This is a genomic window from Macromonas nakdongensis (assembly GCF_002837145.1).
In the GTDB taxonomy this organism is placed as follows: Bacteria; Pseudomonadota; Gammaproteobacteria; order Burkholderiales; family Burkholderiaceae_C; genus Macromonas_B; species Macromonas_B nakdongensis.
Genome location: NZ_NWMV01000003.1, coordinates 25,470 through 49,553, shown reverse-complemented (window position 1 = coordinate 49,553; position 24,084 = coordinate 25,470). Strand labels below are relative to the sequence as shown.

Sequence of the window (24,084 nt, the reverse complement as noted above, 5' to 3'; positions counted from 1 at the left end):
AGAGCGCATGCCACCGACGCGCCACCTTCCCTGGCTGGAACCCGGCCAAGCCTTCCCCCCGGTGTCGTCGGCCTGGGGCCCCAGCGACCCGGTCCCTGGCCTGCTGGCGGCCGGCGGCGCCCTCGACGTGCCCACCCTTGTCGCGGCCTACCGCCACGGCGTCTTTCCCTGGTTCAGCGACGACCAGCCCATCCTCTGGTGGAGCCCCGACCCGCGCATGGTGCTGCGGCCTGAGCACTTCCGCCTGCACCCGTCCTTGCGAAAAACCGTCCGCGCTGCGCTGCGCCAGGGGCGGCTGGCCATCCGCATCGACAGCACCTTCGAGCACGTCATCCAGGCCTGCGCCCAGACGCCACGCCCCGGGCAACACGGCACCTGGATCGTCCCCGACATGGTGGCCGCCTACACCGCCCTGCACCGTGCCGGCCACGCCCACAGCGTCGAAGCCTGGTGGGACGGCGAACTGGTCGGCGGCCTGTATTGCGTCAACCTGGGGCGCATGGTGTTCGGCGAATCCATGTTCAGCCACCGCAGCGACGCCTCCAAAATCGCTCTGGCCGCGCTGGTGGCGTGCTGCCGGGCCTGGCAGGTGCCCGCCATCGACTGCCAGCAGAATACCCGCCACCTCGCCTCCCTGGGCGCCCGGGAGGAAGCCCGCGCCGACTTTGTGCACACCGTGCAACAGGCCGTGGCACACGCCGCCCCCGATTGGCGCTGGGACCCCCTATACTGGAACGGCTGCCTGGACCGTTCTCCATTGCCCCACGCGTGACCCACCCCAAAGAACTCCCGCTCGAAGCCGTCCAGTTCTACGCCACGGCCCCCTACCCCTGCAGCTACCTGGAAGGGCGCCAGGCGCGCTCCCAAGTCGCCACCCCCAGCCACCTGATCCACAACGGCACCTACTCCGAGCTGGTGGCCCTGGGCTTTCGCCGCAGCGGCATGTTCACCTACCGCCCGCACTGTGACGGCTGCCAAGCCTGCACCCCTTTGCGGGTCAAGGTGGACGGCTTTGCCCCCAACCGCAGCCAGCGCCGCGCCTGGCAGCGCCACGCCCACCTGCAGGCGCGGGTGCTGACACTGGGCTTTTCGCCCGCCCACTACGAGCTGTACCTGCGCTACCAACGGCAACGCCATCCCGGTGGTGGCATGGACCACGACAACATCGACCAATACAGCCAGTTCCTGCTGCAAAGCCGGGTGAATTCGCGACTGGTCGAATTCATCGATCCCGGGGTTGCAAACCCGTCCGACCAGCTCAAGATGGTCTCCATCGTCGACGTGCTCAACGACGGGCTCTCGGCCGTCTACACCTTCTACGAGCCGGACGACGCCGCCGCCTACGGCACCTACAACGTCCTGTGGCAGATCGAACAGGCACGGGCCTTGCACCTGCCCCACGTGTACCTCGGCTACTGGATCGAAGAAAGCCCCAAGATGCGCTACAAAAGCCGCTTCCAGCCCCACGAATTGTGGCTGGACGGCCATTGGGTGACCGGGCACGGCCATTGAGTCCCGCCACAGGCGCCCGGCCTGGATTTCATCCTATAAAATCGAGCGCCAACCGGATTGCCCATGACACGACGCCCAGACACCCTCCCCAGCCACCCCAGCGTCCAAGTGCTGGAGCGCACCTTCACCCTGCTGGAGGTGCTGGCTTCGCGCGAGGATCCGGTGTCGCTCAAGGAAATCAGCGAAAAAACCGGGCTGCACCCCTCCACCGCACACCGCATCCTCAACGACCTGACCATCGGCCGCTTCGTGGACCGCCCCGAACCCGGGGCCTACCGCCTGGGCATGCGCCTGCTGGAACTGGGCAACCTTGTGAAGGCCCGCCTGAGCGTGCGCGACACCGCCTTGGGCCCGATGCGCGAACTGCACAAGCAGATCCAGCAGCCGGTGAACCTCAGCGTGCGCCAGGGCGATGAAATCGTCTACGTCGAACGGGCTTACAGCGAACGCTCGGGCATGCAGGTGGTGCGCGCCATCGGTGGACGCGCGCCCCTGCACCTGACCTCGGTCGGCAAGCTGTTCCTGGCCGACGACGAGCCTCAGCGCGTCCGCGCCTACGCCACCCGCACAGGGCTGATGGGCAACACCCGCAACAGCCTCACCCAGCTGCCGACGCTGGAGCGCGAACTCAACCAGTGCCGGCGCCTGGGCATGGCCCGCGACAACGAAGAACTGGAACTGGGCGTGCGCTGCATGGCCGCCGGCATTTACGACGACCAGGGCAAACTGGTGGCGGGACTGTCCATATCGGCCCCGTCCGACCGCCTGGACGAAAGCTGGGCCCCAAAATTGCAGGCCACCGCCGACCAGATCAGCGCAGCCCTGGGCCACCGCAAACCCAGCGGCAACTGAACCACCACCACCGCCACATCGGATTCGCCTGAACGCGAACACATGCAGGCGGACGTTGGATAGAGAGACTCAGCTGCGTCCGCTGCCGTGCGCGCTCGGCCCCGAGAACAGCGCCGATTCGGCCCAACGGCGCAGGCGCTCGGCATCGCCGGTGCGGGCCGCCGGACCGGCCGCATCCAACAGCACCATGATGAGTTGGCGACCGGCCACGCTGACCTGCATCACCAGACAACGCCCGGCTTCGCGGATGTAGCCCGTCTTTTGCAGACCGATGTCCCAATTGGCGTTGTTGATCAGGCGGTTGCTGTTGCGGTACTGCAGCACGCGGCTGCCGCGCGCCACCTCGTAAGCGGGCGAAGTGGACAGGTCGCGCAACATCGGGAGCTGGTAGGCGGCCGACACCAGCAAGGCCAGATCGCGCGCACTCGAACGGTTGTCGCTGGACAGCCCGGTCGGATCGACGTAGCGGGTGTCGCTCATGCCCAATTCGGCCGCCCGACTGTTCATGCGCCGCACAAACGCCTGGATGCCACCCGGGTAGGTGCGGGCCAGGGCGTGTGCGGCCCGGTTTTCGCTGGACATCAAGGCCAGGTGCAGGGCTTCGGCGCGGGTCAGGCGGGAGCCCACGGTCATGCGCGAACCGCTGTTCTTCAGGCGGTCGACGTCGTCGCTGTCGATCGTGATGACCTCGTCCATGGGCAGGTTGGCCTCGGCCACCAGCAGACCGGTCATGAGTTTGGTGAGCGAAGCGATCGGCAACACCGCCGTGTCGTTCTTGCCGAGCAGGATTTCGTTGGTGGTCTGGTCCACCACCAGGGCCACGCTGGAATTCAGGTTGAGCGGGTCTTCGACCTTGCGCAAGCCGAGCTGCTCCCCCACGGATTCGGCCGGGGCCATGGCCGCCACGGTCGGCAGCGCCTTGGCCACCCGCTCCACCGGACGCACCTGGGCCAGTTTGGCGGCAGAACGGGTCTTCTTCGCGGCCAGGCGCTTCTTGCCGTCGCGCTCGGTCCGCTGCTTGACCACCTTGACGCTCTTGCCCTTCTTGGCGACCGCTTTCTTCTGCTGGACCACCTTGGTCTTGGCCGTGGCGGCACTGCCGACCACCGGCGCAGCCAGCCCGACGGACAACAGCAAGGCCACCAACCAACTGCGGCTCAAACAGGCAAAACGGGTGCGGTTCATGGTGTGGCCCTCAGAATCCAGTGCTGTGTGCGCAAAGTATAGAGGGAAAACCAGGAATCACAAGAAAAACATGGGGTTGCAGCCATTTTTTAAGCTTTTGCAGCAACACCCATGCCTTCCGCGAGGCCGACCGCCCCGTCAACCCTGGGCCGCGACCCGGTCGGCCTTGCTTTGCAGCTTGTTCAGGGCGCTCAGGTAGGCCTTGGCCGAAGCCACCACGATGTCCGGGTCCGCCCCCACGCCGTTGACGATGCGGCCGCTGTGCTGCAGGCGCACCGTGACCTCGCCCTGGCTCTCGGTGGACCCGCTGGTGATGGCGTTGACCGAGTACAGCTGCAGTTCGGCCCCGCTTTTCACGTGGGCTTCGATCGCCTTGAGCGATGCATCCACCGGCCCATTGCCATCGGATTGACCAACGAATTCCTTGCCATCGATGGTGAACACCACCTTGGCCTGCGGGCGCTCGCCGGTCTCGCTGTGCTGCGACAGCGACACCAGGCCGTACTGCTCCTTCTCGGGCGTCACGCTCTCGTCGCTGACCAGGGCCAGAATGTCCTCGTCGAAGATCTCGGCCTTGCGGTCGGCCAGTTCCTTGAACTTGGCAAAGGCCACGTTGATTTCGCCTTCGGACTCCATCTCGATGCCCAACTCTTCCAACCGCTGTTTGAAAGCGTTGCGGCCGCTGAGCTTGCCCAGCACGATCTTGTTGGCGCTCCAGCCCACGTCTTCGGCACGCATGATTTCGTAGGTGTCGCGCGCCTTGAGCACGCCATCCTGGTGGATGCCGGAAGCGTGCGCGAAGGCGTTGGCGCCGACCACCGCCTTGTTCGGCTGCACCACGAAACCGGTGGTCTGGCTGACCATGCGGCTGGCCGGCACGATCTGGCTGGTGTCGATGCCCACGTCGAGGCCGAAATAGTCGCGGCGCGTTTTCACCGCCATGACGATTTCTTCCAGCGAGCAGTTGCCAGCGCGCTCGCCCAGGCCATTGATGGTGCACTCCACCTGGCGCGCACCGCCCACCTTCACGCCGGCCAGCGAGTTGGCCACGGCCATACCCAGGTCGTTGTGGCAGTGCACCGACCAGATCGCCTTGTCCGAATTGGGCACCATCTCGCGCAGGGTCTTGATGAAGTTGCCGTACAACTCGGGGATGGCGTAACCCACCGTGTCGGGGATGTTGATGGTGGTCGCACCCTCGTCGATCACCGCTTCAACCACCCGGGCCAGGAAGGGCAACTCCGAACGGTAACCGTCTTCGGCGCTGAATTCGATGTCGGCCACCAGGTTGCGGGCAAAACGCACCGACTGCCGGGCCTGCTCCAGCACCTGCTCCGGGCTCATGCGCAGCTTCTTCTCCATGTGGAGCGGGCTGGTGGCGATGAAGGTGTGGATGCGGGCCCGGTTCGCGCCCTTGAGCGCCTCGGCCGAACGGGCGATGTCGCGGTCGTTGGCGCGCGAGAGCGAGCAGATGGTCGAGTCCTTGATCGCATCGGCAATGGCCTTGACCGACTCGAAATCGCCGTTGGAACTGGCGGCAAAACCGGCCTCGATCACGTCCACCTTCAGGCGCTCCAGCTGGCGCGCGATGCGCAGCTTCTCGTCCTTGGTCATGGAAGCGCCGGGCGATTGCTCGCCATCGCGCAAGGTGGTGTCAAAAATGATGAGTTTGTCGGTCATTCCAGTTCTCCGGTGGTCCGCCTCGTGGGCGGCACTGACAAGTCCCCCGCAGTGTCCAAAACAAACGGCCCGCTGCGGGTGCATACGGGCCGTTGGTTTGAAGAAGCGCGCGCTAGTCCACCTGCCCGTGTCGGCATAGGGCCAGTAGCAGGAAAGCGCGTGCGAAGTTCATGGCTGTCAATGTATCACAAAGCCGTGCGCCGCCCGATCGAGAAAAACCATGAGCGGCTTGGGCACAGGCGATGGCGCGGCCTCAGTCGTGCAGGCCGCGCTCGTCGGGTTCGTCGGTCGAGGTGCTGACCACACTGGCCGGACGCCCCTTGGCCTTGCGCCAGCCATAGACGGCATAGCCCGACAGACCGTAGCCCACAAACAGCCCGAACAGCACGGTCGGCGGGTGGATGTTGATGATGGCGATGCCCAGCGCGACCAGCACGATGGCCGCGAACGGCACGCTCTTCTTCAGGCTCAGGTCCTTGAAGCTGTAGAAGGGCACGTTGGTCACCATCGTCAAACCCGCGTAGAGGGTGAGGGCGAACATCGGCCATTCCAGGCTCAGGCCGTCGTAGCCGGCCTCGGTCGCCAGCCAAATGAAACCGGCCACCAGTGCCGCCGCCGCGGGCGAAGGCAAGCCCTGGAAGTAACGCTTGTCCACCACACCGGTGTTCACGTTGAAACGCGCCAACCGCAGGGCCGCACAGGCGCAGTACACAAAGGCCGCGATCCAGCCCCAGCGCCCCAGGTCGCGCAGTGCCCATTCGTAGGCGATCAGGGCCGGCGCAGCGCCGAAGGACACCATGTCGGACAGGGAGTCCATCTGCTCGCCAAAGGCACTCTGGGTGTTGGTCAGGCGGGCGACGCGGCCGTCCAGGCTGTCGAGCACCATGGCCACGAAAATGCCCACGGTGGCCAGGTCGAAACGGCCGTTCATGGCCATGACCACCGCGTAAAAGCCGCCAAACAGCGCTGCCAGGGTGATCATATTGGGCAACATGTAGATGCCCTTGTGGGGGTTTTTGTGGGCCGTGTCGTGGGAGCTCAAGGGATCGGTACCGTCGTGCATGGGTGGGAGTGTAAGCCAGCTGTCGGCCTGGGCATCGCGTCTGCGCCAGAAACGACAAAGCCGCCTTGCGGCGGCCTGTCGCGTCGGCAGCGGGCCACGGGGGCCCGCCAGCGATCAGTTGCGGCTCTGGTCGACCAGCTTGTTCTTGGCGATCCAGGGCATCATGGCGCGCAGCTGGGCACCCACGGTCTCGATCGGGTGCTCGGCGTTCAGGCGGCGGCGGGCGGTCATGCTCGGGTAGTTGGTGCGGCCTTCCAGGATGAACATCTTGGCGTATTCACCGGTCTGGATGCGCTTCAAGGCGTTGCGCATGGCTTCGCGGGACTTCTCGTTGATGACTTCGGTGCCGGTCACGTACTCGCCATACTCCGCGTTGTTGGAGATGGAGTAGTTCATGTTGGCGATGCCGCCTTCGTACATCAGGTCGACGATCAGCTTCAACTCGTGCAGGCACTCGAAGTAAGCCATCTCGGGGGCGTAGCCGGCTTCGGTCAGGGTTTCAAAGCCCATCTTCACCAGTTCCACGGCGCCACCGCACAACACGGCCTGTTCGCCGAACAGGTCGGTCTCGGTTTCTTCCTTGAAGTTGGTTTCGATGATGCCACCCTTGCCGCCGCCGTTGGCCATGGCGTAGGACAGGGCCAGGTCACGCGCCTTGCCCGACTTGTCCTGGTAGACGGCGATCAGGGACGGCACGCCGCCGCCTTTCAGGTACTCGGAACGGACGGTGTGGCCGGGGCCCTTGGGTGCGACCATGATCACGTCCAGGTCGGCGCGCGGCACCACCTGGTTGTAGTGCACGTTGAAGCCGTGGGCGAAGGCCAGGGTGGCGCCCTGCTTCATGTTCGGGGCGACGTTGTTGTTGTACACCTCGGGGATGTTCTCGTCGGGCAGCAGGATCATGACCAGATCTGCGGCCTTGACGGCGTCGTTCACTTCCATCACGGTCAGGCCGGCCTTGGCCACCTTGTCCCAGGAGGCGCCGCCCTTGCGCAGACCGACCACGACTTTCACGCCGCTGTCGTTCAGGTTTTGGGCGTGGGCGTGGCCTTGGCTGCCGTAGCCGATGATGGCCACGGTCTTGCCCTTGATCAGGCTCAGGTCACAGTCTTTGTCGTAGAAAACTTTCATGGTCTTGTCCTCGTTGGAATGGGGTTTGCCCGCTCGCGAAAGAGCCCGTCGAAGGGCTTCGACAGACCCAGCCCGAGCGGCGCCTCGGCTGAGCCCGAAAAACGTCGGATTTTATACGCGCAGGATGCGCTCGCCGCGGCCGATGCCGCTGGCCCCGGTGCGCACCGTTTCCAGGATGGCGGTGCGGTCGATGGCCTCCAGGAAAGCGTCATTCTTGCCCTGGTCGCCGGTGAGCTCGATGGTGTAGCTCTTCTCGGTCACGTCGATGATGCGGCCGCGGAAGATGTCGGCCATGCGCTTCATCTCCTCGCGCTCCTTGCCCACCGCGCGCACCTTCACCATCATGAGCTCGCGCTCGGTGTAGGCGCCTTCGGTCAGATCGACCACCTTGACCACCTCGATGAGGCGGTTCAGGTGCTTGGTGATCTGCTCGATCACGTCGTCCGAACCCGTGGTCTGGATGGTCATGCGCGACAGCGACGGGTCTTCCGTCGGCGCCACGGTCAGCGACTCGATGTTGTAGCCACGGGCCGAGAACAGGCCCACCACGCGGGACAAGGCGCCGGCCTCGTTCTCCAGCAAAACAGCGATGATGTGTTTCATGTGCGATTCCTCTTTTTGCTGCCCTCCCCCGCCACCGGTAAGCGGCGGGCTTGGCAGGCAATAGATTCGTCTGAGGGAAAGCAGACCCGGTGACGGGCCTGCCGGACAGGTCAGAGTTCCTCGGAACCCATCAGCATTTCGGTGATGCCCTTGCCGGCTTCCACCATCGGCCAGACGTTTTCCGTCGGGTCGGTGCGGAAGTCGAGGAACACACTGCGGTCCTTGATGGCACGGGCCTCGCGCAGGGCGGGCTCCACGTCCTCGGGGCGTTCGATCAGCATGCCGACGTGGCCATAGGCCTCGGCCAGCTTGACGAAGTTGGGCAGCGCGTCCATGTAGCTGTGGCTGTAGCGGCCCTGGTAGATCAGTTCCTGCCACTGGCGCACCATGCCGAGGTAGCGGTTGTTCAGGGAAATGACCTTCACGTGCGTGCCGTACTGCTGGCAGGTGGAAAGCTCCTGGATGTTCATCTGGATCGAGCCTTCGCCCGTGATGCACCAGCAATCCGCCTGCGGCTTGGCCAGCTTGATGCCCATGGCATACGGCAGGCCCACGCCCATGGTGCCCAGACCGCCGGAGTTGATCCAGCGGCGCGGCTCGTTGAACTTGTAGAACTGGGCCGCGAACATCTGGTGCTGACCCACGTCGGACGTGATGTAGCAATCGTCGTTCTGGGTCATGCTCCACAGGGCTTCCACCACGGCCTGCGGCTTGATCACCTCGGTGTTGCCACGGTCGTAGCGCAGACAGTCTTTGGCACGCCAGCCTTCGATCGTGTTCCACCAGCCCTGCAAGGCCTGGGCGTCGGGCTTCTGCTGGCTTTCCTTGATCATGGCGATCAGTTCGGTCAGCACGTCCTTCACATCGCCCACGATGGGCACGTCCACCTTCACCCGCTTGGCGATGCTGGACGGGTCGATGTCGATGTGGATGATCTTGCGCTCGTTCTGCGCGAAGTGCTTGGGGTTGCCAATCACGCGGTCGTCGAAGCGCGCGCCCACGGCCAACAGCACGTCACAGTGCTGCATGGCGTGGTTGGCTTCCACCGTGCCGTGCATGCCCAGCATGCCCAGGAACTTCTTGTCGGTGGCCGGGTAGGCACCCAAACCCATCAGGGTGTTCGTGACCGGATAGCCCAGCAGGTCCACCAAGGTTCGCAGTTCGGGCACCGCATTGCCCAGCAGCACGCCACCGCCGGTGTAGATGTACGGCCGCTTGGCGCCCAGCAGCAGCTGCAGGGCCTTGCGGATCTGGCCGCCGTGGCCCTTGCGCACCGGGTTGTAGGAGCGCATGGTCACCGACTCGGGGTAGCCGTGGTAGGCAGTCTTGTTGAAAGACACGTCCTTCGGGATGTCCACCACCACCGGACCGGGACGGCCGGTGCGGGCGATGTGGAACGCCTTCTTCATGATGTCGGCCATGTCGCGCACGTCCTTCACCAGGAAGTTGTGCTTGACGATGGGACGGGTGATGCCAACGGTGTCGCATTCCTGGAAGGCGTCGGAGCCGATGGCGGCCGTGGGCACCTGACCGGCGATGATCACCATCGGGATGCTGTCGGTGTAGGCCGTGGCAATGCCGGTGATGGCATTGGTCACCCCGGGGCCGGAGGTGACGAGCGCCACCCCCACTTCGCCGGTGGCACGGGCAAAGCCGTCGGCGGCATGCACCGCGGCCTGTTCGTGGCGGACCAGCACGTGCTGGATGGTGTCCTGCTTGTACAGGGCGTCGTAGATGTAGAGGACCGCGCCGCCGGGGTAGCCCCAGATGTAGTTGACACCTTCGGCCTGCAGGGCACGCACCATGATTTCGGCGCCCATCAGCTCTTCGGTAGCGGGAGTTTGGCCGGCGGCGGCCGCTGCGGAGGCCAATTCGGCCTTGTTGATTTCCATGTTGATGAACCTTTCGAGAATTTCTCTGACGAAAAACCTTGGGTGCCCCTCGATCAGCCCTTGTGAGGCCACCTTGGGACTTGAGGCCAAAGCCATGGCGGAACCCGTCCGCGCAACCTTGACCCGTTTGCCGGTGATGTGTTGTAACCCGGCATTATCGCACCACTGCCCAGGCAGACCGCCCAACCAGGCACTTTTTGTCGCGTTCGCAGGCCGCCCGGGGGCAAAATGAGACAATCGGAGGCTGTTCACCGCCCCCACCATGACCGCAACGGCCCTCGCCCCCTCTCCCACCCAATTCACCGCCCCACCCCTGCGCCGGCGCATGGCCTGCTGGCTGTACGAGGGCATGCTGATGTTCGGGGTGGTCTTCATCTCCGGCTACCTGTTCAGCACCCTGACCCAGACCCGCCACGCCCTGGACAACCGACACGAACTCCAGGCCTTTCTGTTCCTGGTGTTCGGCATCTACTTCACCTGGTTCTGGGCCAAGGGCCAAACCCTGGCCATGAAAACCTGGCACATCCGGGTGGTGGACCGCCACGGTCGCGCCCTCACCCAAGGCCGCGCACTGCTGCGCTACGTGCTGAGCTGGGTCTGGTTTATCCCCCCCCTGGCCGCCGGTTTCGTGGGCCAGCTGCCCGCGGTCGAGGTCAGCGTGCTGGCCGTGGGCTGGGTCGCCATCTGGGCCATCCTGTCGCGCTTCCAGCCCGAGCGCCAGTTCTGGCACGACGCTTGGGCCGGCACCCGGCTGGTGACCCACACCCTTGCCCGAAAGGCCTGAGACGTGTCCACACCCGAAGACCCCCTGGCCCAGAAGCGCCGCCACGGCCTGGCCCGCCTGTGGCACGCCACACGCTATTCCCTGGCCGGCCTGCAGGCGGGCTGGGGCGAGACGGCGTTCCGCCAGGAGGCCATTGCCGCCCTGCTGCTGCTGCCCGCCGCCCTGTGGCTCGGGCAAAGCTGGCTGGAGTCGGCCGTGCTGATCGCCACCGTGTGTGCGGTGATGGTGGTGGAGCTGCTCAACACCGGGATCGAAACCGCGATCGACCGCATCGGCCCCGAGTGGCACCAGTTGTCCAAGCGCGCCAAAGACATGGGCAGCGCCGCCGTGCTGCTCAGCCTGCTGCTGTGCATCGGCGTCTGGCTGGCGGCGCTGTACCACCGCTTCTTGGCCTGAAGCCCGGCAGGCCGCGTGCCACAATGCGGCCATGAGCCACCCCGCCCCCGCCTTTTCCCTCTGCGTCTACTGCGGCTCCCGGCCGGGACAGGACCCTCGCTTTGCCGCGGCCGCGCAGGCGGTGGGCCGCTGGATCGGTGCACACGGCGGCCAACTGGTGTACGGCGGTGGCAACAACGGCCTGATGGGGCTGGTGGCCGACGCCACCCTGCAGGCCGGTGGCCGGGTGGTCGGGGTGATCCCGCAAAGCCTGGTGATCAAGGAGTTTGCCAAACGCGACTGCACCGAACTGCACGTGGTGCAGACCATGCACGAGCGCAAACAGATGATGGCCGAACGGGCCGACGCCTTTCTGGCCCTGCCCGGTGGCATCGGCACGTTCGAGGAGCTGTTCGAAGTCTGGACCTGGCGCCAGTTGGGCTACCACGACAAACCGATCGGGCTGCTCAATGTGGCGGGCTATTACAACGCCTTGGCCGGTTTCATGGAGGAGACGGTGCGTGCCGGCTTTGTCGGCCCCTGGCAGATGGACCTGCTGCGCCTGGGCGAGGAGGTCGAAACTCTGCTGCCAGCACTGGTGCAGGCGGCGGGCTTCACACCGCCGATGCACCTGGAGACCGTGTGAACGCGCGGTCCGAGGCCCCGATGCTTCGAGGCCATTGAGAGAGAGGCGGCGGCTCAGATGGCCGCGTCGTCCTCTTCGCCGGTGCGGATGCGCACCACCCGCTCCACCGGGGTGACGAAAATTTTGCCGTCGCCGATCTTGCCGGTGCGGGCGGCGCGGATGATGGCGTCCACACAGCGCTCCACGTCGTCGGACTTGACCACCACCTCGATGCGCACCTTGGGCAGGAAATCGACCACGTACTCGGCGCCACGGTACAGCTCGGTGTGGCCCTTCTGGCGGCCAAAGCCCTTGACCTCGGTCACCGTGAGCCCCGTCACGCCCTGCTCGGCGAGGGCCTCGCGCACCTCTTCCAGCTTGAACGGTTTGATGACGGCGGTGATCTGCTTCATGCGAGGGGCTCCGGCAAAGGGGTTGACAGTGGCCGAAACTGTATCACGCCTGAGCGCCCGTCCCCGCCGGCCTTCACCCCACGCGGCTCAACCCCGAAAACGGTTGGTGTTGGGGTAGCGCCAGTCCTTGCCGAAACTGCGGTGGGTCACGCGAATCCCGACCGGGGCCTGGCGGCGTTTGTATTCGTTCAGTCGGATCAAGCGCACCACCTGCTCCACCGCGGCCTGGGGGTAGCCCGCGGCCACGATCTGGGCCGGGTCCTGGTCGTTTTCCATGTAGCGCTCGACGATGGCGTCCAGCACATCGTAGGGCGGCAGGCTGTCTTGGTCCTTCTGGTCGGGGCGCAGCTCGGCGCTCGGCGGACGGGTGATGATGCGCTCGGGGATGGGGTTGGCGCCGGTGCCGTAGGGGTCGTGGGCATTGCGCCACCAGGCCAGGCGGAACACCAGGGTCTTGGCCACGTCCTTGATGACCGCGAACCCCCCGGCCATGTCGCCGTAGAGCGTGCAGTAGCCGGTGGCCATCTCGCTCTTGTTGCCGGTGGTCAGCACGATGCTGCCAAACTTGTTGGACAGCGCCATCAGCAAGGTGCCACGGATGCGGGCCTGGATGTTCTCCTCGGTGGTGTCGATCGGCCGGCCTTCGAACAAGGGATTGAGCGAACCCAGGAAGGCGTCGAATTCGGGGCGGATGGAGATTTCGTCGTAGCGCACGCCCAGGCGCGCGGCCATGTCGCGGGCGTCGATCCAGGAAATGTCGGCGGTGTAGGGCGACGGCATCATGACCGCACGCACCCGGTCCTTGCCCAGCGCGTCGACCGCGATGGCCAGCACCAAGGCCGAATCGATGCCCCCGGACAGCCCGAGGAGCGCGCCGGGGAAACCGTTTTTCCCGATGTAGTCGCGCACGCCCAGCACCAGGGCGTGCCACAGGTCCGCCTCCAGGCTGCTCTCGGGCGCCACCGGCCCACGCAGACCCGCCACCTGGGCCGCACCCCGGCCCAGTTCACACGTCAAGGCGAACAGGTCGGGGCTGAAACTCGGGGCGCGGGCGGCCAGGCTGCCGTCGGCGTTCAGGGCGAAACTCCGGCCTTCGAAAACGATTTCGTCCTGCCCGCCCACCAGGTGGGCGTAAACCAGGGGCAGGCCGGTGGCCTGCGCACGCGCACGCATGGCCTGCTCGCGCTCGTCACCCTTGCCCACATGGAAAGGCGAGGCGTTGATCACGGCCAGCAGTTGGGCCCCCGCGTCGCGGGCGGCCTCGGCCGGGGCCGCGTGCCAGGCATCCTCGCAAATCAGCAGGCCGATGCGCACCTGCCCTCCCTGGGGCAGCGGCACGTCGAACACACAGCTGTCCTGGCCGGGCACGAAATAACGGCGTTCGTCGAACACCTGGTAGTTGGGCAGCTCCTGTTTGGCGTAGGTGTGGCGCACCTCCCCCTCGCAAATGACCGAGGCGGCGTTGTGGCACGGGGCCCGGCCCACGCTGCGGGAACGCTCGGGCGCCTCGGTCACCCGGGCCGGGTGGCCGACGACGATGTGCAGACCGGTCAACCCCGCGGTGTCGCGGGCCACCGTTTTCACGGCATCATCGCAGGCGGCAACGAAGGCTGGCCGCAGGAACAGGTCCTCGGCGGCGTAACCACAGATGGCCAGCTCGGGCGTGAGCAGCACCTGGGCACCCTCGGCATGGGCCCGGTGGGCGGCGTCGACGATCTGGCGGGCGTTGCCGAGCAGGTCACCCACCACGAAATTGAGCTGCGCAACGCAGAGCTTGAGCGTCATGAACATGAATAACGGTTGCAGTGCGGGGCATTATGTCACCCGGGTCGTCACCGACCCGGACGAACTGCCCGCCCAGGCCTGGGACGCCTTGCTGGCGCAGCAGCCGGGCGGTCTGGCCTGCGGCCCCTTCATGCGCCACGCCTACCTGGCCGCGCTGCACCGCAGCGGCAGCGCCGTCCCGGCCACGGGCTGGACGCCCCAGTGGATCACCCTGTGGCGGGATGAAACGCTCCAGGCCGCGGCGCCGCTCTACCTCAAATCACACTCCTACGGCGAATACGTGTTCGACTGGGCCTGGGCCCAGGCCTACGCCGAACACGGCCTGGCCTACTACCCCAAGGCGGTGGTGGCCGTGCCTTTCACCCCGGTGCCGGGGCCGCGGCTGCTGGCGGTGGACGCCCCGACCCGGGCGGCACTGGTGCAGGCCCTGATCGGGCACTGCCGCTCCACGGGCTTGTCGTCCCTGCACCTGCTGTTCACCGACCCCGCCGACAGGGCCGCCTGCACCGCCGCGGGGTTGATGGTGCGCCAGACCGTGCAATTCCACTGGACCCAGGCCGATCCGCCAGACGCGGACTTCGACGCCTTCCTGGGCCGACTGACCCAGGACAAACGCAAGAAAATCCGCCAGGAACGGCGCAAGGTGGAGGCCGCCGGGGTGCGCTTCGAACATCGGCGGGGTCAGGCCATCACGCCCGAAGACTGGGACTTCTTCTACCGCTGCTACGCCCGCACGTACCGGGAACACGGCAACGCGCCTTACTTGCAACCCGGCTTTTTCGAGGCCATGACCGGAGCACTGGCCGACCATTGGCTGCTGTTCGTGGCCCGGCGTGCCGACGGGCACCCCATCGCCTGCAGCCTGGTCGCCCTGAGCGACACCAGCGCACAGCCCCAGGCCGCTTACGGGCGCTACTGGGGCGCGCTGGAACGGGTGGACTGCCTGCATTTCGAGGCCTGCTATTACCAGCCGCTGCAGTGGTGCCTCGCGCACGGCGTGCAGCGCTTCGAAGGCGGTGCCCAGGGCGAGCACAAAATGGCGCGCGCCCTGCTGCCGGTCAGCACCCACAGCGCCCACTGGCTGGCCCATCCCGCCTTCGCCGATGCGGTGGAGCGGTTCCTGCAACGCGAAGGCGAAGGGATGGCCCACTACCTGGCCCACCTAGAAAGCCGAAGCCCCTTGAGGCACCCGGCCTGAGCCGGGCCCACAAGGGGCTTCTGGAGAAGAGCGCGGGGACCGATCAGGCCTGGGCGTCTTTCTCGTAGGCGGCGATGCCGTCGAGGATTTCCTGGTGGGCGGCGTCCTTGCCGTCCCAGCCCAGCACCTTGACCCACTTGCCCGGGTCCAGGTCTTTGTAGTGCTCGAAGAAGTGCTCAATGGCCTTGAGGCGCACCGGGTTCAGGTCTTCCAGGCCCTTCCACTGCGAGTACAGCGGCAGGATTTTCTCGGTCGGCACGGCCAGCACCTTGCCATCCACGCCGCCTTCGTCTTCCATTTTCAGGATGCCCAGGGCACGGCAGGGCACGACCACGCCGGGCGGCAGGGGCACGGGGGTGATCACCAGCACGTCCACCGGGTCGCCATCACCGGCGATGGTCTTGGGCACGTAGCCGTAGTTGGTGGGGTAGTGCATCGCGGTGTTCATGAACCGGTCCACGAAAATGCAGCCCGAGGCCTTGTCGACTTCGTACTTGATCGGGTCGCCGTTCATCGAGATCTCGATGATGACGTTGAACGATTCGGGCACTTTGCTGCCAGGGGAGACGTGATCGAGAGACATGTGGTTGTGGATCGGTTGTGGGAAAAACGGGACGGCACAGGACGCGCAAGCGCGCACCGCACCAAGCTTGCGCCCTGTATTAACCCGGATTTTACCGACGCCAAGCTGACGAAAGCGCCCCGCCCTGGGCAAAAGTGTGGCGGCCGGTGTGCACAAATCCCGGGAGTTGCGCTAAATTGGCCGCGTTGGCCAATCGCCCCATCGGCGCCTGCTCTACCGAGTGCAGGTTTCGGCGCGAGGAAGCAACGCAACGAAAGCCTGCGGCTTGGCGTGCGTGGGCTTCCTTCCCGTCCAAACGAACCGGAGAACACACGATGGTTGGAGACACTGTGCTGACGTTTGCGTTGGTGTGCGGGCTGGTGGCCGTGGCGTACGGCTTCTGGTCGCGCGGCTGGATCCTGGCCCAGGACCCCGGCAATGCCCGGATGCAGGAAATCGCCGGGGCCATACAGGCCGGGGCGGCGGCCTACCTGGCGCGGCAATACACCACGATCGGCGCCGTGGGCGCGGTGCTGGCGGTCTTGATCGCGACCTTCCTCGACGGCTGGACCGCCGCCGGCTTTGTGCTCGGCGCGGTGCTGTCGGGCGCCTGCGGATTCATCGGCATGAACATTTCGGTGCGGGCCAATGTGCGCACCGCGCAGGCCGCCACGCGCGGCATCGGCCCGGCCCTGGACGTGGCTTTCCGCGGCGGCGCCATCACCGGCATGCTGGTGGTGGGACTGGGCCTGCTGGGCGTGACGGGTTTCTTCTGGCTGCTGCTGGGCCGGAACACCGAGGCCGCCACGCCCCTGGCGCAAGTGCTCAACCCGCTGATCGGCTTGGCCTTTGGCTCGTCGCTGATCTCCATCTTCGCGCGTCTGGGCGGCGGCATCTTCACCAAGGGCGCCGACGTGGGCGCCGACCTGGTGGGCAAGGTGGAGGCCGGCATCCCCGAGGACGACCCGCGCAACCCGGCGGTGATCGCCGACAACGTGGGCGACAACGTGGGCGACTGTGCCGGCATGGCCGCCGACCTGTTCGAAACCTACGCCGTGACCCTGATCGCCACCATGGTGCTGGGCGCCCTGATGGTGGCGGCCGCCCCCATGCAGGCGGTGCTGTACCCGCTGGCTTTGGGCGGGGTGTCCATCCTGGCGTCCATCGTCGGCTGCTTCTTTGTCAAGGCCCGCCCCGGCATGAAGAACGTGATGCCGGCGCTGTACAAGGGCCTGGCCATCGCCGGCGGCCTGTCGCTGGTGGCATTCTGGTTCGTCACGGCCTGGGTCGTGCCCGACCACGCGATCGCCGCCTCGGGCAGCCAGTGGCGCCTGTTCGGTGCCACGGCGGTGGGCCTGGCGCTGACCGCCGCACTGGTCTGGATCACCGAGTTCTACACCGGCACGCAGTACAGCCCGGTGCGACACATCGCCCAGGCCTCCACCACCGGGCACGGCACCAACATCATCGCCGGCCTGGGCGTGTCCATGCGCTCAACCGCCTGGCCGGTGTTGTTCGTGTGTCTGGCCATCGCCGCTGCACACGGCCTGGCCGGCTTGTACGGCATCGCCGTGGCCGCGATGGCCATGCTGTCGATGGCCGGCATCGTGGTGGCCCTGGACGCCTACGGCCCGATCACCGACAACGCCGGCGGCATCGCCGAAATGGCCGAACTGCCGAGTGCGGTGCGCGACGTCACCGACCCGCTGGACGCCGTGGGCAACACCACCAAGGCCGTCACCAAAGGCTATGCCATCGGCTCGGCCGGCCTGGCCTCGCTGGTGCTGTTCGCCGACTACACACACAAGCTCGAAACCTACGGCCAGCAGGTGCGCTTCGACCTGAGCGACCCCATGGTCATCATCGGTCTGTTCATCGGCGGCCTGATCCCCTACCTGTTCGGCGCCATGGCCATGGAAGCGGTGGGCCGGGCGGCCGGCGCGGTGGTGGTCGAGGTGCGGCGCCAGTTCCGGGAGATCCCCGGCATCATGGAAGGCACGGCCAAGCCCGAATACGGCCAGGCCGTGGGCATGCTGACGGGCGCAGCCATCCGGGAAATGGTGGTGCCCAGCCTGCTGCCGGTGGTGGTGCCCATCCTGGTGGGCGTCTTCCTCGGCCCCAAGGCCTTGGGTGGCCTGCTCATGGGCACCATCGTCACCGGCCTGTTCGTGGCCATTTCCATGTGCACCGGTGGCGGCGCCTGGGACAACGCCAAGAAGTACATCGAGGACGGCCACCACGGCGGCAAGGGTTCGGACGCGCACAAGGCGGCCGTGACCGGCGACACCGTGGGCGACCCCTACAAGGACACCGCCGGCCCGGCCGTCAACCCCTTGATCAAGATCATCAACATCGTGGCCCTGTTGATCGTGCCGCTGCTGCCGCTGGGCTGAGTCCCGGCCACCCCACCGCAGGCAGGGCTTTACCGGGCACGGCCGGCGGTGGTCATGGTGTAATCTTGCCCCATGTCCGAACGCGTCATCCCCCTGGTCGACCAGCGCATCCGTGCCCTGCGGGCGGTGGTACCGACCACCCCGGTCGTGCCCAATGGCCTGCTCAGCGACGGTCTGGGCCGGCCCCTGCGCGACCTGCGCATCAGCGTCACCGACCGGTGCAATTTCCGTTGCAGTTACTGCATGCCCAAGGAAATTTTCGATAAGGACTACCAGTACCTGCCCCACAGCGCGCTGCTGACCTTCGAAGAAATCACCCGGCTCACCCGCCTGTTCCTGGCCCATGGCGTGCACAAGATCCGCCTGACCGGCGGCGAACCGCTGCTGCGCAAAAACCTGGAAATCCTGATCGCGCAACTGGCCGCCCTGCGCACGGTGGACGGCCAGCCCCTGGACCTGACCCTGACCACCAACGGCAGCCTGCTGGCGCGCAAGGCGCGGGCCCTCAAGGCGGCCGGACTGAACCGCGTCACCGTCAGCCTGGATGGCCTGGACGACTGCGTGTTCCGCCGCATGAACGACGTGGACTTCCCCGTGGCCAATGTGCTCGAAGGCATCGCCGCGGCCCAGGCCGCAGGACTGGGCCCGATCAAGGTGAACATGGTGGTCAAGCGCGGCACCAACGAGCACCAGATCCTACCGATGGCTCGGCACTTCCGCGGCAGCGGCATTGTGCTGCGCTTCATCGAATACATGGACGTGGGTGCGACCAATGGCTGGCGCATGGACGAGGTGGTGCCCAGCGCCGAAGTGCTGCGCACGCTGCAGGCCGAATTGCCGCTGGTGCCACTGCAGGCCAGCGCCCCGGGCGAAACCGCCGAACGCTGGGGTTACGCCGGCCCGGACGGGCGGCACGACCCGTCCCTCGGCGAGGTGGGCTTCATCAGCAGCGTCACCCAGGCCTTCTGCGGCGACTGCAACCGCGCGCGCCTGTCCACCGAAGGCAAGGTCTACCTCTGCCTGTTCGCCAGCCAGGGCCACGACCTGCGCAGCCTGCTGCGCGAGGGCGCCCACGACGCCGACATCGCCTCGGCGATCGGAAACATCTGGCAACAGCGCAGCGACCGCTACTCCGAGTTGCGCGCGGCCCTGCCGGCGGACGCGGGCATCGGCCCGGGGCGCCGCATCGAAATGAGCTACATCGGCGGATGAAGGTCGGACCGCACAGCGTCACCGGCGTCGTCTTGTCCGGCGGGCGGGGCTCGCGCATGGGTGGCGTGGACAAGGGCCTTCAGCCCTTTCACGGGACGCCCCTGGCGTTGAACGCCCTGCAACGCCTGCAGCGCCAGCAGGGTACGCGGCTGGCCGGCACCCTGGTCAATGCCAACCGGTACCTGGCGGATTACGCGACCTTTGGCGCACCGGTCTGGCCGGACGAGCTGCCGGACTACGCCGGCCCGCTGGCCGGCTTCCTCGCCGGGCTGGCGCACTGCCCCACCCCCTACCTGCTGACCGTGCCCTGCGATGTGCCCCTGTACCCGCTGGACCTGCTGGAGCGGCTGGCACTGGCACTGGAACACAGTGAGGCCGACATCGCCCTGGCCAGCGCCCGTGAGGGCAGCGACACCTGGCGCACCCAGCCCGTGTTCTGCCTGATGAAGACCGACTTGCGCGACAGCCTGCTGGCCTACACCCAGGCCGGCGGTCGCAAGGTGGAAGGCTGGACCCGCCAGCACCGCACCGTCACCGTCCCCTTCGACCAAGCGGGTGACGACCCGCAGGCCTTCTGCAACGCCAACACCCTGCCCGAGCTGCGCGCCCTCGAAGGCTGACGCGCTCGGCGCCACCCCATAGACCATGAAAACCCTGGACCAGATCGCCGCCGAACTGCAAGGCTACGACCCCCAAGCCCTCCGCGCGCCGGCGGTCAACGACTTTCTCAGCGCTTTGGTCGAACCCGTGGCCGACACCGAAACGGTCGGGGTGTTCCAAGCCCTGGACCGCGTGCTGGCCGCGGACGTGGTGTCGCCCATCAGCGTGCCGCCGCACGACAACTCGGCCATGGACGGCTACGCCCTGGCCAGCGCCGACCTGGCCACCGACCGCCCGACGGTGTTGACCGCCGTGGGCACCGCCTACGCCGGCACCGCCTGGAATGGCCCTGTCGCGGCGGGCCAGTGCGTCAAGATCATGACCGGCGCCATCATGCCCGCCGGGCTGGACACGGTGGTGCCGGTGGAGTTCGTGCAGGTCGAGCAAGACCGGGTGAGCGTGCCCCCTGGCGTGGTCCGCGCGGGCGACAACCGCCGCCTGCTCGGCGAGGACCTGATGCAAGGCCAGCCCGCCCTGCGTCGGGGCGACCGGCTCGGGCCGGCGGCACTTGGACTGATTGCCAGCCTAGGGCTGGCCACGGTGTCGGTGTACCGTCGGCTGAAAGTGGCCTACTTTTCCACCGGCGACGAAATCCTTAGCCTGGGTGAAGCGCCGCGCGAGGGCGCGGTCTACGACAGCAACCGCTACACCGTGTTCGGGTTGCTCACCCGCCTGGGTGTGGAGGTGATCGACCTGGGGGTGGTCCAGGACGAGCCGGCTGCACTCGAAGCCGCCTTCCGCCAGGCCGCTGCGCAAGCCGACGCGATCATCACCAGCGGCGGTGTGAGCATGGGCGAAGCCGACCACACCAAGGCCATGATGCGGCAATTGGGCGACGTGGCGTTCTGGCGCATTGCCATGCGCCCTGGGCGCCCGATGGCGGTGGGCCGCCTGTCCCAAGGCCACCACCCGGCCGTGCTCTTCGGCCTGCCGGGCAACCCGGTGGCGGTGATGGTCACCTTCCTCGCCTTCGTGCGCCCGGCCCTGCTCCAGATGATGGGCGCCCGCACCCCAGCCCCGCCCCTGCTCAAGGCGCACAGCCTGGAAGCGCTGCGCAAGAAGCCCGGGCGCACCGAATACCAGCGTGGCGTGGTCAGCACCGGCCCCGACGGCCGGCTGCAGGTGCGCACCACCGGGAACCAGGGATCGGGCGTGCTGCGCTCCATGGCAGAGGCCAACGGCCTGATCGTGCTGCACCACCAGCAGGGCCATGTGGCACCGGGCGACGAAGTCGACGTGATGGTCTTCGACGGCGTGATCTGACCCCCGCCATCCCACGCCGCGCGGCCGCGCCAGCAGCGTCCCACGCCCAGGGCGTCGGATCTCAGCCCAGCAGCATCAACCCGATCTGCAACAGCAGAATCAGCAACAGCGTGGACAGATCGAAGCCCCCGACCACCGGCACCCAGCGCCGGAACGGCGCCAGCAAGGGCTCGACCAGACGGGCCAGCGTGGCCTGCACCGGCGCCTGGGGCTGCACCCAGGACAACACGGCGTAGGCCAGGGTCAGCAGCATCAGCCCCTGCAGCACGGTGCGCAGCAAGAAGGTGATGGCCACCACCGGCAGGGTGAGCATCCACCCCAGGCTGGACAAGCCCGACAACTGGCCGCCGAACAGGGCGTGGAAGCAGAAGGAATAGGCCAGCGCCAGCGCCAGCCCCGCCAGGAAACTGCCCCAGTCGGCATTTGCCTGGGCCCAGCCCCGCGGCAGGACCTTGCGCATCGGGCGCACGATCCAGTCGGTGATGGCCATGACGAACAGCCCGGGCTGCTGCGTCATGCGCAGGCGGCGGGTGTTCATCCAGCCACGCAAGAGCGCGGCGCCAACCAGGAAGAAGAACAGGGTGTCCAGCAGAAACAACAGGATGCGCATGTCAACGTCGGCTCTTTTTCGTCTTGCCCGAGGGCGCACGGCCCTTGCGCCCGGCCGCGGACGGGCCCGTCCCGCGGGTGCTGGACCAGGCAGGCGCCCCGGCGGCAGTGCCCCGGCGTTCGGACGCGTACGGTGACGCCGACTTGCCCGAACGGCCAGCGCCACGACCGGTTTTCGGTGGCCTGGTGGTCGGTGGCTCGGCCTCACCACCGGTCTTGTCGCGCAGGGCACGCATCACCAGATCGTCTTCGCCGCGCACCAGACGGAAGTCGATGCGGCGCCCGTCCAGATCGACCCGGCTGACCTGCACGTTCACCCGGGAGCCCAGGGCGTAGCGGATGCCGGTGCGTTCGCCGCGGAGTTCCTGGCGGGTCTCGTCAAAGCGGAAGTACTCGCCGCCCAGTTCGGTGATGTGGACCAACCCCTCGACATACAGGCTGTCGAGGGTGACGAACAAACCGAAACTGGTGACGGCGGTGACCACGCCACCGAACTCCTCGCCCAGGCGCTCGCGCATGTATTTGCACTTGAGCCAGGCCTCCACGTCGCGGCTGGCCTCGTCGGCACGGCGCTCGTTGGCACTGCAATGCAGGCCCGCAGCCTGCCAGCCCAGCATTTCGGCGGTGGGCTTGGCCTTGCTGGCCTTGTCCGGCGGTTTGCGCGTGGCCAGGCGCTTGGCCAGTTTGGCGTGGGCCTCGCCCGGGGTGGGCAGATTGGGCAGGTGGTATTTGCGTTCCAGCAGAATGGCCTTGATCACCCGGTGCACCAGCAAGTCCGGGTAGCGGCGGATGGGGCTGGTGAAATGGGTGTAGGCCTCGAACGCCAGGCCGAAGTGGCCCTGGTTCTGCGGCGCGTAGATGGCCTGCGACATCGAGCGCAACAGCATCTGGTGGATCTGGGCGGCGTCCGGACGCTCCTGGGTCGCGTGCGCGATCTGCTGGAAATCCATGGGCCGGGGCAGATCGCCCACCGTCTGCTGCACCCCCAGCGCCTTCAGGTACTGGCGCAAGGTTTCCAGTTTTTCCGGGGTCGGGCCGTCGTGCACCCGGTACAGCCCCAGGTGCTTGCTTTGGGCGATGAACTCGGCCGAGCAGACGTTGGCCGCCAGCATGGCCTCCTCGATCAGCTTGTGCGCGTCGTTGCGGGTGCGCGGCACGATGCGTTCGATGCGACCGGACTCGTCGCAGACGATCTGGGTTTCGGTGGTCTCGAAATCGACGGCGCCGCGGCGCTCGCGTGCGCCCAGCAGGGCCCGGTACACGTCGTGCAGGTTCAGCAGGTGCGGCACCAGCGATCGCCGCTGCTGGGCCTCGGGGCCACGGGTGTTCTGCAGCACCGCCGCGACCTCGGTGTAGGTCAGTCGGCCGTGGCTGAACATCACCGCCGGGTAGAACTGGTAGGCATGGATCTCGCCCTTGGCGTTGATCAGCATGTCGCAGACCATGCACAGGCGCTCGACCTCGGGGTTGAGCGAACACAGGCCGTTGGACAGCTTTTCCGGCAGCATCGGGATGACGCGGCGCGGGAAGTACACGCTGGTGGCGCGGTCGTAGGCGTCCACGTCGATGGGCGAGCCGGTTTCTACGTAGTGGCTCACGTCGGCGATGGCCACCAGCAGGCGCCAGCCCTTGCCGCGCCCAACCTTGGCCGGCTCGCAATAGACCGCGTCGTCGAAATCACGCGCGTCTTCGCCGTCGATGGTCACCAGCGGCACGTCGGTCAGGTCGATGCGAGCGCGCTTGTCGCTGGCCCGGACCTTGTCCGGCAGGCCGCGCGACTGGGCCAGGGCGGCTTCCGAGAACTCGTGCGGCACGTCGTATTTGCGCACCGCGATTTCGATCTCCATGCCCGGGTCGTCGATGTCGCCCAGCACCTCTTTCACCCGACCCACCGGCTGGCCATACAGGGCCGGCGGCTCGGTCAGTTCCACCACCACCACCTCGCCCGGTTTGGCCGAGCCGGTCGCGCCCTTGGGAATCAGCACGTCCTGGCCGTAACGCTTGTCTTCCGGCGCCACCAGCCAGACACCGCTTTCCTGCAGCAACCGGCCGATGATGGGCGCGCGCGAACGCTCCAGAATCTCGGTCACCCGGCCCTCGGGCCGTCCGCGCCGGTCCTGCCGCACCACGCGGGCCTTGACCCGATCCTTGTGGAGCACGGCGCGCATCTCGTTGGGGGGGAGGTAGAGGTCGGGCTGGCCGTCGTCGCGGACGACAAAACCGTGGCCATCGCGGTGGCCGGCCACCACCCCTTCGAATTCGGACAACAACAAATTGGGATTTTTTT

General features: G+C 66.9%; 22 protein-coding genes. 11 read left to right on the top strand and 11 right to left on the bottom strand.

Annotation, left to right across the window (positions count from 1 at the left end):
• The first annotated feature begins 7 nt into the window (after positions 1-7).
• The 3 genes from aat (at position 8) to CON77_RS00540 (ending at position 2,364) form a co-directional block, all read left to right on the top strand.
• Complete coding sequence (gene aat, locus CON77_RS00550; protein WP_101046755.1) at positions 8-772, top strand: leucyl/phenylalanyl-tRNA--protein transferase; 765 nt, start codon at positions 8-10, stop codon at positions 770-772.
• The gene (locus CON77_RS00545; protein WP_101046753.1) at positions 769-1,512 is read left to right on the top strand and encodes an arginyltransferase; all 744 of its coding nucleotides are present in this window, start codon (positions 769-771) and stop codon (positions 1,510-1,512) included. The genes aat and CON77_RS00545 overlap by 4 nt, the downstream gene beginning before the upstream one ends.
• A gap of 63 nt (positions 1,513-1,575) precedes the next feature.
• Entirely contained in the window at positions 1,576-2,364 is a 789-nt protein-coding gene (locus tag CON77_RS00540) for an IclR family transcriptional regulator (RefSeq protein WP_101046751.1), read from the top strand.
• A 69-nt stretch (positions 2,365-2,433) separates the two neighbouring features.
• On the opposite strand, the gene CON77_RS00535 is transcribed toward CON77_RS00540, so the two are convergent.
• The 6 genes from CON77_RS00535 to CON77_RS00510 all read right to left on the bottom strand — a co-directional run bounded on the left by CON77_RS00535 (position 2,434) and on the right by CON77_RS00510 (position 9,918).
• Positions 2,434-3,549, bottom strand: a complete 1,116-nt coding sequence (locus tag CON77_RS00535) for a serine hydrolase (RefSeq protein WP_101046749.1) — start codon at positions 3,547-3,549, stop codon at positions 2,434-2,436.
• Positions 3,550-3,687: 138 nt separating this feature from the next.
• The gene (locus CON77_RS00530; protein WP_101046747.1) at positions 3,688-5,229 is read right to left on the bottom strand and encodes a 2-isopropylmalate synthase; all 1,542 of its coding nucleotides are present in this window, start codon (positions 5,227-5,229) and stop codon (positions 3,688-3,690) included.
• A gap of 253 nt (positions 5,230-5,482) precedes the next feature.
• Complete coding sequence (gene pssA / locus CON77_RS00525) at positions 5,483-6,292, bottom strand: CDP-diacylglycerol--serine O-phosphatidyltransferase (RefSeq protein ID WP_101046745.1); 810 nt, start codon at positions 6,290-6,292, stop codon at positions 5,483-5,485.
• A 114-nt stretch (positions 6,293-6,406) separates the two neighbouring features.
• Positions 6,407-7,423, bottom strand: a complete 1,017-nt coding sequence (gene ilvC / locus CON77_RS00520; protein WP_101046743.1) for a ketol-acid reductoisomerase — start codon at positions 7,421-7,423, stop codon at positions 6,407-6,409.
• Between the two features lie 111 nt (positions 7,424-7,534).
• Positions 7,535-8,026: an acetolactate synthase small subunit gene (ilvN, locus tag CON77_RS00515; protein ID WP_101046741.1), complete on the bottom strand. Its 492-nt coding sequence runs from the start codon at positions 8,024-8,026 to the stop codon at positions 7,535-7,537.
• Positions 8,027-8,136: 110 nt separating this feature from the next.
• Positions 8,137-9,918, bottom strand: a complete 1,782-nt coding sequence (locus tag CON77_RS00510; protein ID WP_101046739.1) for an acetolactate synthase 3 catalytic subunit — start codon at positions 9,916-9,918, stop codon at positions 8,137-8,139.
• 262 nt (positions 9,919-10,180) lie between these two features.
• On the opposite strand from CON77_RS00510, the gene CON77_RS00505 reads away from it, so the two are divergent.
• From CON77_RS00505 to CON77_RS00495, 3 genes are read left to right on the top strand one after another with little or no spacing between them, the layout of a single operon-like run.
• Positions 10,181-10,702, top strand: coding sequence for an RDD family protein (locus CON77_RS00505; protein ID WP_101046737.1), 522 nt, complete (start codon positions 10,181-10,183; stop codon positions 10,700-10,702).
• Positions 10,703-10,705: 3 nt separating this feature from the next.
• Positions 10,706-11,098: a diacylglycerol kinase gene (locus tag CON77_RS00500; protein ID WP_101046735.1), complete on the top strand. Its 393-nt coding sequence runs from the start codon at positions 10,706-10,708 to the stop codon at positions 11,096-11,098.
• 31 nt (positions 11,099-11,129) lie between these two features.
• Positions 11,130-11,723, top strand: a complete 594-nt coding sequence (locus CON77_RS00495) for an LOG family protein (protein WP_101046733.1) — start codon at positions 11,130-11,132, stop codon at positions 11,721-11,723.
• Between the two features lie 53 nt (positions 11,724-11,776).
• Here CON77_RS00495 and CON77_RS00490 read toward each other — a convergent pair whose 3' ends face one another.
• Positions 11,777-12,115: a P-II family nitrogen regulator gene (locus CON77_RS00490; protein ID WP_101046731.1), complete on the bottom strand. Its 339-nt coding sequence runs from the start codon at positions 12,113-12,115 to the stop codon at positions 11,777-11,779.
• 87 nt (positions 12,116-12,202) lie between these two features.
• The gene (locus CON77_RS00485; RefSeq protein WP_101046729.1) at positions 12,203-13,900 is read right to left on the bottom strand and encodes an NAD+ synthase; all 1,698 of its coding nucleotides are present in this window, start codon (positions 13,898-13,900) and stop codon (positions 12,203-12,205) included.
• Here CON77_RS00485 and CON77_RS00480 point away from each other — a divergent pair.
• Positions 13,899-15,098, top strand: coding sequence for a GNAT family N-acetyltransferase (locus CON77_RS00480; protein WP_439650493.1), 1,200 nt, complete (start codon positions 13,899-13,901; stop codon positions 15,096-15,098). The genes CON77_RS00485 and CON77_RS00480 overlap by 2 nt on opposite strands.
• A gap of 43 nt (positions 15,099-15,141) precedes the next feature.
• Here the strand turns inward: CON77_RS00480 and ppa are convergent, their stop codons facing one another.
• Positions 15,142-15,681: an inorganic diphosphatase gene (gene ppa / locus CON77_RS00475; RefSeq protein ID WP_101046727.1), complete on the bottom strand. Its 540-nt coding sequence runs from the start codon at positions 15,679-15,681 to the stop codon at positions 15,142-15,144.
• 314 nt (positions 15,682-15,995) lie between these two features.
• Between ppa and CON77_RS00470 the strand changes: the two genes are divergently transcribed.
• From CON77_RS00470 to moeA, 4 genes are all read left to right on the top strand, one after another.
• On the top strand, positions 15,996-18,053 hold the full coding sequence (locus CON77_RS00470) for a sodium-translocating pyrophosphatase (RefSeq protein WP_101046725.1): 2,058 nt from the start codon (positions 15,996-15,998) through the stop codon (positions 18,051-18,053).
• Between the two features lie 72 nt (positions 18,054-18,125).
• Positions 18,126-19,265 (top strand): GTP 3',8-cyclase MoaA, encoded by a 1,140-nt coding sequence (gene moaA / locus CON77_RS00465; protein ID WP_101046723.1) that lies wholly within the window; start codon positions 18,126-18,128, stop codon positions 19,263-19,265.
• Positions 19,262-19,885, top strand: coding sequence for a molybdenum cofactor guanylyltransferase MobA (mobA, locus tag CON77_RS00460; RefSeq protein WP_101046721.1), 624 nt, complete (start codon positions 19,262-19,264; stop codon positions 19,883-19,885). Before moaA ends, mobA begins: the two co-directional genes overlap by 4 nt.
• A 25-nt stretch (positions 19,886-19,910) precedes the next feature.
• The gene (gene moeA, locus CON77_RS00455) at positions 19,911-21,188 is read left to right on the top strand and encodes a molybdopterin molybdotransferase MoeA (RefSeq protein WP_101046719.1); all 1,278 of its coding nucleotides are present in this window, start codon (positions 19,911-19,913) and stop codon (positions 21,186-21,188) included.
• Between the two features lie 61 nt (positions 21,189-21,249).
• Here moeA and CON77_RS00450 read toward each other — a convergent pair whose 3' ends face one another.
• Both CON77_RS00450 and rnr read right to left on the bottom strand, forming a co-directional pair.
• Positions 21,250-21,798 (bottom strand): YggT family protein, encoded by a 549-nt coding sequence (locus CON77_RS00450; RefSeq protein WP_101046717.1) that lies wholly within the window; start codon positions 21,796-21,798, stop codon positions 21,250-21,252.
• Between the two features lies 1 nt (position 21,799).
• Positions 21,800-24,070, bottom strand: coding sequence for a ribonuclease R (gene rnr / locus CON77_RS00445; RefSeq protein ID WP_232788349.1), 2,271 nt, complete (start codon positions 24,068-24,070; stop codon positions 21,800-21,802).
• Positions 24,071-24,084: the final 14 nt, after the last annotated feature.

Coding starts and splice junctions, on each gene's coding strand:
- aat (WP_101046755.1), top strand. CDS start 8: ATGCCACCGACGCGCCACCTTCCCTGGCTGGAACCCGGCCAAGCCTTC.
- CON77_RS00540 (WP_101046751.1), top strand. CDS start 1,576: ATGACACGACGCCCAGACACCCTCCCCAGCCACCCCAGCGTCCAAGTG.
- CON77_RS00535 (WP_101046749.1), bottom strand. CDS start 3,549: ATGAACCGCACCCGTTTTGCCTGTTTGAGCCGCAGTTGGTTGGTGGCC.
- CON77_RS00530 (WP_101046747.1), bottom strand. CDS start 5,229: ATGACCGACAAACTCATCATTTTTGACACCACCTTGCGCGATGGCGAG.
- pssA (WP_101046745.1), bottom strand. CDS start 6,292: ATGCACGACGGTACCGATCCCTTGAGCTCCCACGACACGGCCCACAAA.
- ilvC (WP_101046743.1), bottom strand. CDS start 7,423: ATGAAAGTTTTCTACGACAAAGACTGTGACCTGAGCCTGATCAAGGGC.
- ilvN (WP_101046741.1), bottom strand. CDS start 8,026: ATGAAACACATCATCGCTGTTTTGCTGGAGAACGAGGCCGGCGCCTTG.
- CON77_RS00510 (WP_101046739.1), bottom strand. CDS start 9,918: ATGGAAATCAACAAGGCCGAATTGGCCTCCGCAGCGGCCGCCGCCGGC.
- CON77_RS00505 (WP_101046737.1), top strand. CDS start 10,181: ATGACCGCAACGGCCCTCGCCCCCTCTCCCACCCAATTCACCGCCCCA.
- CON77_RS00495 (WP_101046733.1), top strand. CDS start 11,130: ATGAGCCACCCCGCCCCCGCCTTTTCCCTCTGCGTCTACTGCGGCTCC.
- CON77_RS00490 (WP_101046731.1), bottom strand. CDS start 12,115: ATGAAGCAGATCACCGCCGTCATCAAACCGTTCAAGCTGGAAGAGGTG.
- CON77_RS00480 (WP_439650493.1), top strand. CDS start 13,899: ATGAACATGAATAACGGTTGCAGTGCGGGGCATTATGTCACCCGGGTC.
- CON77_RS00485 (WP_101046729.1), bottom strand. CDS start 13,900: ATGACGCTCAAGCTCTGCGTTGCGCAGCTCAATTTCGTGGTGGGTGAC.
- ppa (WP_101046727.1), bottom strand. CDS start 15,681: ATGTCTCTCGATCACGTCTCCCCTGGCAGCAAAGTGCCCGAATCGTTC.
- CON77_RS00470 (WP_101046725.1), top strand. CDS start 15,996: ATGGTTGGAGACACTGTGCTGACGTTTGCGTTGGTGTGCGGGCTGGTG.
- moaA (WP_101046723.1), top strand. CDS start 18,126: ATGTCCGAACGCGTCATCCCCCTGGTCGACCAGCGCATCCGTGCCCTG.
- mobA (WP_101046721.1), top strand. CDS start 19,262: ATGAAGGTCGGACCGCACAGCGTCACCGGCGTCGTCTTGTCCGGCGGG.
- moeA (WP_101046719.1), top strand. CDS start 19,911: ATGAAAACCCTGGACCAGATCGCCGCCGAACTGCAAGGCTACGACCCC.
- CON77_RS00450 (WP_101046717.1), bottom strand. CDS start 21,798: ATGCGCATCCTGTTGTTTCTGCTGGACACCCTGTTCTTCTTCCTGGTT.